At 28.0% G+C, this 8,539-nt stretch carries 8 protein-coding genes and 1 pseudogene; all 9 read left to right on the top strand.

Features of this window, described 5'->3' with window-relative positions; all coding sequences use genetic code 11:
- The first annotated feature begins 40 nt into the window (after nt 1–40).
- Complete coding sequence (locus QZ429_RS06950; RefSeq protein WP_291953177.1) at nt 41–697, top strand: ABC transporter ATP-binding protein; 657 nt, start codon at nt 41–43, stop codon at nt 695–697.
- Nucleotides 684–1,490, top strand: coding sequence for an FtsX-like permease family protein (locus QZ429_RS06945; protein ID WP_291953175.1), 807 nt, complete (start codon nt 684–686; stop codon nt 1,488–1,490). Before QZ429_RS06950 ends, QZ429_RS06945 begins: the two co-directional genes overlap by 14 nt.
- Nucleotides 1,487–2,659: a peptidoglycan DD-metalloendopeptidase family protein gene (locus QZ429_RS06940; protein WP_291953173.1), complete on the top strand. Its 1,173-nt coding sequence runs from the start codon at nt 1,487–1,489 to the stop codon at nt 2,657–2,659. The genes QZ429_RS06945 and QZ429_RS06940 overlap by 4 nt, the downstream gene beginning before the upstream one ends.
- Before the next feature lie 56 nt (nt 2,660–2,715).
- Nucleotides 2,716–3,435 carry a UMP kinase gene (pyrH, locus tag QZ429_RS06935; protein WP_291953171.1) on the top strand — a complete coding sequence of 240 codons (720 nt, stop codon included), beginning with the start codon at nt 2,716–2,718 and terminating at the stop codon, nt 3,433–3,435.
- A gap of 13 nt (nt 3,436–3,448) precedes the next feature.
- The gene (locus QZ429_RS06930; protein ID WP_291953169.1) at nt 3,449–3,667 is read left to right on the top strand and encodes a DNA-directed RNA polymerase subunit omega; all 219 of its coding nucleotides are present in this window, start codon (nt 3,449–3,451) and stop codon (nt 3,665–3,667) included.
- The gene (locus QZ429_RS06925) at nt 3,651–5,837 is read left to right on the top strand and encodes a RelA/SpoT family protein (RefSeq protein ID WP_291953167.1); all 2,187 of its coding nucleotides are present in this window, start codon (nt 3,651–3,653) and stop codon (nt 5,835–5,837) included. The genes QZ429_RS06930 and QZ429_RS06925 overlap by 17 nt, the downstream gene beginning before the upstream one ends.
- A 12-nt stretch (nt 5,838–5,849) precedes the next feature.
- Nucleotides 5,850–7,055 (top strand): tyrosine--tRNA ligase, encoded by a 1,206-nt coding sequence (tyrS, locus tag QZ429_RS06920; RefSeq protein WP_291953165.1) that lies wholly within the window; start codon nt 5,850–5,852, stop codon nt 7,053–7,055.
- The gene (locus QZ429_RS06915; RefSeq protein WP_291953164.1) at nt 7,052–8,149 is read left to right on the top strand and encodes a nitronate monooxygenase family protein; all 1,098 of its coding nucleotides are present in this window, start codon (nt 7,052–7,054) and stop codon (nt 8,147–8,149) included. Before tyrS ends, QZ429_RS06915 begins: the two co-directional genes overlap by 4 nt.
- Nucleotides 8,142–8,539: pseudogene (locus QZ429_RS06910) on the top strand (N-acetylmuramoyl-L-alanine amidase); the annotation flags it as partial. The gene QZ429_RS06915 and the pseudogene QZ429_RS06910, both read left to right, overlap by 8 nt.

Here is an 8,539-nt window from a genome sequence, read left to right as displayed (position 1 = left end):
GTTTATTATTTAAAAAATTAATTTTAGAGGAAATATAATAATGATAGAAGCTAAAAAGCTTTGTCTTGGTTATGATGAGCTTGTTATAGAAAATGCTAGTTTTTCATTAAAAGATAATGATTTTGTTTTTATTACTGGCAAAAGTGGTAGTGGAAAATCTACTTTATTAAAATCTTTTTATGGAGATTTAGCGCCAATTAGTGGAAAATTAAAAGTTTGTGATAATGATTTAATCGACATTTCAAATGCTGATTTATTGCAGTTTAGACAAAAAATAGGTATTATTTTTCAAGATTATCGCTTGATTCAAGAATTTAGTGTAGAAAAAAATGTAATGCTTCCTTTGATGATTAAAGGTTATAGTAAAAATATATGCAAAGAACAAGCTGCTAAACTTTTAAAACATGTAAATTTAACTTTCAAAGCAGACAAAAAACCAGCTCAACTTTCAGGAGGAGAGCAGCAGCGTGTTGCTATGGCAAGAGCTTTAGCGCACAATCCTAAATTACTTTTGTGTGATGAGCCAACTGGAAATTTAGATGAATATTCTTCTGATATAATTTGGACTTTATTAAAATCAGCAAGAGAATTACTTGGAACTTGTGTAGTCGTTGTTACTCATAGAATTCCTACAAATTTAAGACTTGATTATCGTCGTTTTAATATAGAAAATGGGAGAATGAATGAAATCGATTAAAAATCATCTTTCTTTGATTTTTGCTTTGATAGTTATGATGTTTGCTTTTGAGTTTTTAATTATAACTAATAAAACGATAGAGCACTATGAAAGCTTATTAAATAAAGATTACAATATCATCATAGTTTCTAAAATACATTTAGACAAAAATGATATTCAAAAACAAGTTGGGCAGTTTAAATCAATGGATATTTTAGATCCAAATTTAATGCTAGATAGACTTCAAAACGATCTTTCGCAAAAAAATTTAGAAGTTTTAAAGAAGACATTACCTAAATTTTACACTCTTAAATTGGATAAATTATTATCTCATAAAGAACTTGATGTGCTTAAAAATAAACTTTTGCAAAATTCAAATATATTAAAAGTAGAGACTTTTGCTAAAACTCATACAAAGATTTATAAAATGCTTATTTTGGTTAAATTTTTGCTTTGGTTTTTCTTGTTTATTATTATATTGTTGAGTTTTGTATTATTGCTAAAACAAATGAAGATATGGCTTTTTGAACATACTCAAAGAATAGAAATTATGTGTTTATTTGGGGCACCTTTTTGGTTTAGATCGCTTATGCTTTATAAGATAATTTTGCTTGATTGTTTGATTGCATTTTTAATTTTAATTTTATTTTTTACTCAAGTGTATGATCTTGATTTGATTAAAATATCTTTACAAAGTGTTGATATAAGTTTGCCTAAAATAAATATTTTTACTAATTTATTTTTGATTTTTATAATAATGTTGGCAATTTGTTTTTTATGTGTAAGTTTTGTAATGCTTAAGGTTAGAAAATGAAAAAATATATTTTCTTTTTTTTCTTTTTTATTTCCTTGGTATATTCTGATGAAATTGCACAAAAACAAAAAGATATAAAAGAAAATGAAAGAATTGTAAAGCAACTTTCAAAGAAGCTTGAAGATTTAGCTGGAGAAATTTTAGATAATGAAAAAAAATTAAAAAAGATTGCTAGTGAAATTAGCTTTTTGAGTGATAAAACTTCAAAACTTGAAAGTTCTGTGAAAACACAAATAAAATCTTTAGAGCAATTAAATAATCAAAATAAAGATTTATTAAAAAATAAAAATAAAATTGAAGGAAAATTAATTGATCTAATTGCTAAAGATTTTGCTTATGATTTAGCTATACCTCAAAATTATATAGAAAGTGAAGATGGTATTATAGTTTTAGAAATAATAGGAAATTTAAATAAAATTTTTAATGATGAATTTCTTAAAATTTCTAAAGATTATGAAAATATTAATAAAAAAATCGAAGATAAAGAAAATCAAATTTCTACTATTAATACTAGTTTAAAAGAATATAAAAATCAAATAGATGAGTTGCGTAATTTAAGAAAAAAACAAGAAATAGAGATTGCAAAACAAAAAACAGATAAAGAAATTTATACAAGAAAATTATCTTCGTTGCAAGCACAACAGCAAGAGTTAAGAAAAACTCTTAATCAATTAAAAATTATTCAAGAAAAACAAGAAGAAAAAATCGTTCAAAAGCAAGATGATAGCAAAATAAAAAATACTAAACAAACAGGAGCAGGTTTCCAAACAAGCAGTGTTAAACGTTATGTTGGAGCAAAAACTATTTCACCTTTAGAATCTTATATCGTAAAACAGCAATTTGGTAATTATGTTGATCCAATTTACAATATAAAAATTTATAATGAAAATGTTGTTTTAAAAAGTATTAATCCTGATGCTGCAGTAAGAAATGTTTTAGATGGTAAGATAGTTTTTGCTAAAGCAACTCCAACTTTAAAAAAAGTAGTAATTGTAGAAAATAAAGAAGGAATTCACACTATTTATGCTCATTTAGATAAAATTGCACCAGGTGTTAAAGTGGGAAGAAATATAAAAAAGGGTTATATTATAGGTAGAGTTGAAAATGATTTAACATTTGAAGTAACTCAAAAAAATTATCATATAAATCCTTTGGAAATGATTAGATAAATTAGTTTTTTTTAATACGATTTTTGGTATAGTTTGCACATTATAAGGAGAGTCTAATGAGTCGCAAAGGGAAAAGAATTTTAGTTAAATTTTCTGGGGAAGCCTTAGCTGGAGAGAATGGATTTGGTATTGAAAATTCTATTTTAAAATATATAGCTTCTGAAATTAAGAGTTTGAGAAATGAGGGTATTGAGGTAGGTATAGTTATTGGCGGTGGAAATATAATAAGAGGTGTTTCTGCTGCTAGAGACGGGCTTATTAAAAGAACTAGCGGTGATCATATGGGTATGCTTGCTACTGTCATAAATTCTATAGCTATGCAAGAGGCATTAGAAAGTGCAGGATTAGATGTAAGAGTGCAAAGTGCTATACAAATGGAAGCTTTTTGTGAAACTTATATTATGAGAAGAGCTCATAGGCATTTAGAAAAAGGTCGAATAGTAATTTTTGCTTGTGGAACAGGCAATCCTTACTTTACCACTGATACTGCTGCAACATTAAGAGCTGTTGAGATTGATGCAGATGTTATTATTAAAGCAACTAAGGTCGATGGAATTTATGATAAAGATCCAAATAAATTTGAAGATGCTATTATGCTTAATGAATTAAGCTATGAAAGGGCTTTGCATGATAATATAAAGGTTATGGATGATACTGCCATTGCTTTAGCAAAAGATAATGCTTTGCCTATTATAGTGTGTAATATGTTTAAAGAAGGAAATTTGCTTAGAATTATTCAAGGTGATATGAGCTTATGCTCCATTGTTAAAAATTAATTAAAGGATTATAATGAGAATAGAACAAGTAGCCGCACAAGCACTTAAAAAAATGAAAGATGATAGATACAAGTTGGCTTTAGTTGTAGCAAAGAGAGCTGAAGAGCTTGCAAATGGAGCTGAACCATTGGTAAATTTAGATAAAAATAAGTATAAATATACCGATATTGCCTTATATGAAATTGCTGAAAATAAGATTGTTTTAGAGGGTTTTGTTGAAATTAATAAATGATGAGTTATTATTAGATAAACTTGTTGAAGATATTAAAAATTGTAAAGACTTACAAAAGGCTAAGGAAATACTTTTTATGGTATTTCCAGAATCTAAAATTCTAAAAAAAGCTGTGGAAATTTGTATTCAAAAACATAGCAAACAATTTAGAAAAAGTGGAGAACCTTATGCTGTTCATCCTATATTAGTGGCTTCTCTTGTTGCATTTTTAAGTCCAGTTGAATCTATGATTATAGCAGCATTGTTGCATGATATATTAGAAGATACAGATTGTAGCGAATTTGAATTAGCGACTAATTTTGGAGAAGAAGTTGCTAAATTAGTGCAAGGATTAACAAAAATTGTGAGTATAAGAGAAGATCATTTGATACGATCAGGATCTAATGAGAAACTCGCAAAATCTGCTTTAACTTTTAGAAATATGCTTTTAGTGGGTGTTGAAGATGTCAGCGTTTTAGTGATTAAGCTTTGTGATAGGCTGCATAATATGCTCACATTAAGTTATTTAAGAGAAGATAAGCAAAAAAGAATAAGCGAGGAAACTTTAGTCGTATATGCTCCTATTGCACATAGATTAGGGATTTCTAGTATAAAAAATTTACTTGAAGATTTGAGTTTTAAATTTTTATTGCCTGAGGAATTTACTCAGATTGATAATTATATCAATTCAAAAGATCAACAAATTCAACTTGATTTTAATGAATTTATTACTAAAATTGAAATGTTATTTTTAAAAAATGGGTTTAGACAAGGTAGTTTTATCATACATAAAAGAATTAAACATAATTACTCTATTTATTTAAAAATGCAAAGAAAAGGTGTAGGGCTTGATGAGGTTTTAGATCTTTTAGGTGTGAGGATTTTAGTTGAAAAAGTGCATGATTGTTACTTAGCTTTAGGAATTTTGCATACACATTTTAATCCTTTGATTTCAAGATTTAAAGACTATATAGCTTTGCCTAAACAAAATGGATATCAAACCTTACATACAACACTTTTTGACGCAAAAAATATTATTGAAGCACAAATTCGAACATTTGATATGCATAAAACTGCTGAATTTGGAGTTGCAGCACATTGGAAATATAAAGAAGGCAACATAGCTACTCCAAATTTAGATTGGCTTGCTGATATTTCAATGCATGGAAAAGATAGTGAGTATGTTCAAAATTATGATGCTATTGAGCTTTATGAGTATGCTAAGGATAGTTTATATATAGAAGATATTGCAGTATATTCTCCAAAAGGTGAAATTTTTACACTCCCAAGAGGAGCTACTGCGTTAGATTTTGCTTATGAAGTGCATACAAAAATAGGACTTCACGCTAAAGCCGCTTTTGTAAATCGTGTAAAGGTGCCGCTTTTAACTATTCTTAAAAATGGTGATATAGTGAGTATTGAAACATCTGAAGATGAATTTTTTAGATGTTCGTGGATAGATAGTGTTAAAACTGGAAAAGCAAGAGCTAGCATAAGAGATTTTTGCAAACAAAAAAGGAAAGAACTTAATAATAAAATAGCTATTAATATTCTCTCGACAGTATTTAGCAAAGATGCAAAATTAATCGAGGAATGGTTAGAAAATGAAAAATTTAGTAAAAAGTTAAGACAAATAGTTTTAGATTTTAATTATTTTAAAGAAGTAGTAGTTTGTCTTAGAAAATATATGGAGCCAAGTAAAATTCATAAGTTTGAGCAAAAAGAACAAAAATTTGAAAGTATTATGATTGGTTCAAATTATAAAATTACTACTATAGGTTTTGATTATTGTTGTAGGCCTAAAAGAGGAGATGAGATTATCGCTTTTAGACATTCTACTGGAGTTATAATCCATCATAAATTATGCGAGCAGGCAATGAAAATGATAGATGAAAATAAAGAAATGGTTTTTGTTGCTTGGAATGATAGCTCTATAAAAAGTTACAAAATTATTGTTTCTGTAGAAAATAAAAAAGGTTCTTTGGCTGAATTTTTAACTACATTAGCTAAAATGCAGATTAATCTTCTTAGTATCAATTCAGCTGATATTGAATCAGTTTTAGCTAATTATTTTGAAATTTATGTAGAATTTCCAAATAATATTGATGTAGAAAATGTGAAAGAGAGATTAAAATCTAGATATAAAATTTTAGATTTTATATCTTTAACTGATGCATATAATAATCATTAAAAAAGGTTTTTTATGAATTTTGATGAAATTTTAGAAGAAGTTAAAAGAGGGGTAGCTGAAATTATTGACGAGGAAAAGCTTTCACAATTAATAAAAAATTATTATGAAAATGGTGAAAATTTTTTTGTAAAAGTGGGGTTTGATCCAACAGCTTCTGATTTGCACTTAGGACATACCGTGATTTTGAGTAAAATGGCATTTTTGCAAAAACATGGTGCAATTGTTCAATTTCTAATAGGTGATTTTACAGCTCAAATAGGTGATCCTACTGGAAAAAGTGCTACTAGAAAAAAACTTGATAAAAATGAAGTTTTAAAAAATGCTAAAACTTACGAGGAACAAGTATTTAAGATTTTAGATCCAAAAAAAACTCAAATTTATTTTAATTCAAAATGGCTTAATGAGCTTGGTGCAGCAGGTATTATTGAATTGACTTCGACACTTAGTGTAGCTAGGATGCTTGAAAGAGATGATTTTTCTAAGCGTTTTAAGGAACAAAGTCCTATTTCTATATGTGAATTTTTATATCCCTTATTGCAAGGATATGATAGTGTTGCATTAAACAGCGACATTGAAGTAGGAGGAACAGATCAAAAATTTAATCTTTTAATGGGAAGACAACTTCAAAGAGTTTATAATACTTCTAAAGAACAAGTTGTGATGATGATGCCACTACTTGAGGGTTTAGATGGCGTTAATAAAATGAGTAAAAGTTTAGGAAATTACATAGGTGTTACAGAAGAAGCTAAAGATATGTATGCTAAAATTTTAAGTATTAATGATGATTTAATGTTTCGTTATTATGAGCTTTTAAGTCATGAAAAATTAAGTCAAATAAATAAAATGAAAGTTGATATTGAAAAAGGAATATTACATCCTAAAAGAGCAAAAGAAAATTTGGCTTTAGAAATTACAACACGTTTTCATGATGAAAAAAGTGCTTTAAATGCTAAGGAAGAATTTGATAAAATTCATAGCAATAAAGAATTGCCAAGTGATATAAAATGTTTTGTATTGCAAGGTGAAATTTGGCTTGCAAGAGCCATAGTTGAATGCAAGATAGAAAATTCAACTTCTGCGGCTAGAAGATTAATTCTTGCTAATGCAGTGAGTATTAATGGTAAAAAAATACAAGATGAGCAGTATTATATTGGCGAAGGCGAATATATATTGCAAGTTGGAAAAAGAAAATTCGCTAAAATAAAGGTGGAAAAATGAGTTTTAAAGCTCTAAGGATCGGCAAACATGAAATAAAATATCCTATTTTTCAAGGTGGAATGGGACTAGGGATTAGTTGGGATAGGTTAGCTTCGGCAGTTTCATTAAATGGTGGTTTGGGAATTATATCTTCAGTAGGAACAGGATATTATGAAAATGGAATACACATAAGTAAAGAATTTAATGCAAAGCCTTATGGGAGTGATAATTTTTATTCAAAAGAAGGATTAAAGGCTTTAATTAATAATGCTAGAAAAATATGTGGTGATGCGCCACTTGGTTGTAATATTTTGTATGCAAGCAACAATTACGCTCAAATAGCTCGTAATGCTTGCGAAGTTGGTTTTGATGTTATTGTATCAGGTGCGGGACTTCCTACTAATTTACCTGAATTTACTCAAGATTATCCTAGTGTTTCTTTAGTCCCTATAGTTTCTTCGGCTAAAGCCTTAAAAATTATTTGTAAAAGATGGCAAAGTAGATACAATCGTTTGCCTGATGCTGTCGTGGTTGAAGGGCCAAAAAGTGGTGGTCATCAAGGTTTTACTTATGAACAATGTTTAATGGAGGAGTATCAATTAGAAAATATTGTCCCTCAGGTAGCAGATGAAATAAAAAACTGGGGTAATATTCCTTTGATTGCAGCTGGTGGCATTTGGAGTAAGGAAGATATAGAAAAAGTGATGTCTTTAGGAGCAAATGGGGTGCAAATAGGAACTCGTTTTATAGGGACATTTGAGTGTGATGCAAGTGATGATTTTAAGCAAATTTTATTAAATTGTAAAAAAGAGGATATAGAATTATTAAAATCGCCAGTTGGATATCCTGCAAGAGGAGTAAGAACTAATTTATTGGATCTTGTTGATAAAAGAAATGGTCCAAAAATTAATTGCATTAGTAATTGTGTTGCGCCTTGTGGAAGAGGTAAAGAAGCAGCAAAAGTTGGATATTGTATTGCCGATAGACTCTATGATGCTTGGAGTGGCAAAAGAGATACTGGTTTATTTTTTACAGGTGAAAATGGCTATAGATTAGATAAATTAATTAGTGTTAAAGAATTGATTGAAAAATTAGTTTATGGTGAAAATGCTTAGGTTTTTTTTATTTTTAGCATTTTGTTGCATAAGTGTATTTGCAAGCATTGAGATTAAAGATTTTGATAAATTTTTTTTAACTTCTACTTCTGAAGAGAAATTATCGTTACATCAACAATTAAAATCTTTATATATTCAAAGTGTTATCAATGATAATGAAGAAGAAAAAAAAGAAATTTTAAAGAGGTTGATTGTAAGTTCGAATTTTTTAGGATTTGATGATAGGGCTTATATAGAAGAATTAAAAGAAGAGGGCATTAGTGAAATAGAAATTTCAAAATTAAAAAATGCTTTAGAAATTATTCAAGATCAAAAAATAAAAACTCAAAAGCCAAATAAAGAAAATAATATACAGGATAAAAAAGAAGATAAAAAAGAAGATAAAAAAGA

It is taken from the genome of Campylobacter sp. (genome assembly GCF_020024835.1).
Classification (GTDB): Bacteria; Campylobacterota; Campylobacteria; order Campylobacterales; family Campylobacteraceae; genus Campylobacter_D.
This window is presented reverse-complemented; position numbering and strand designations above follow the sequence as displayed.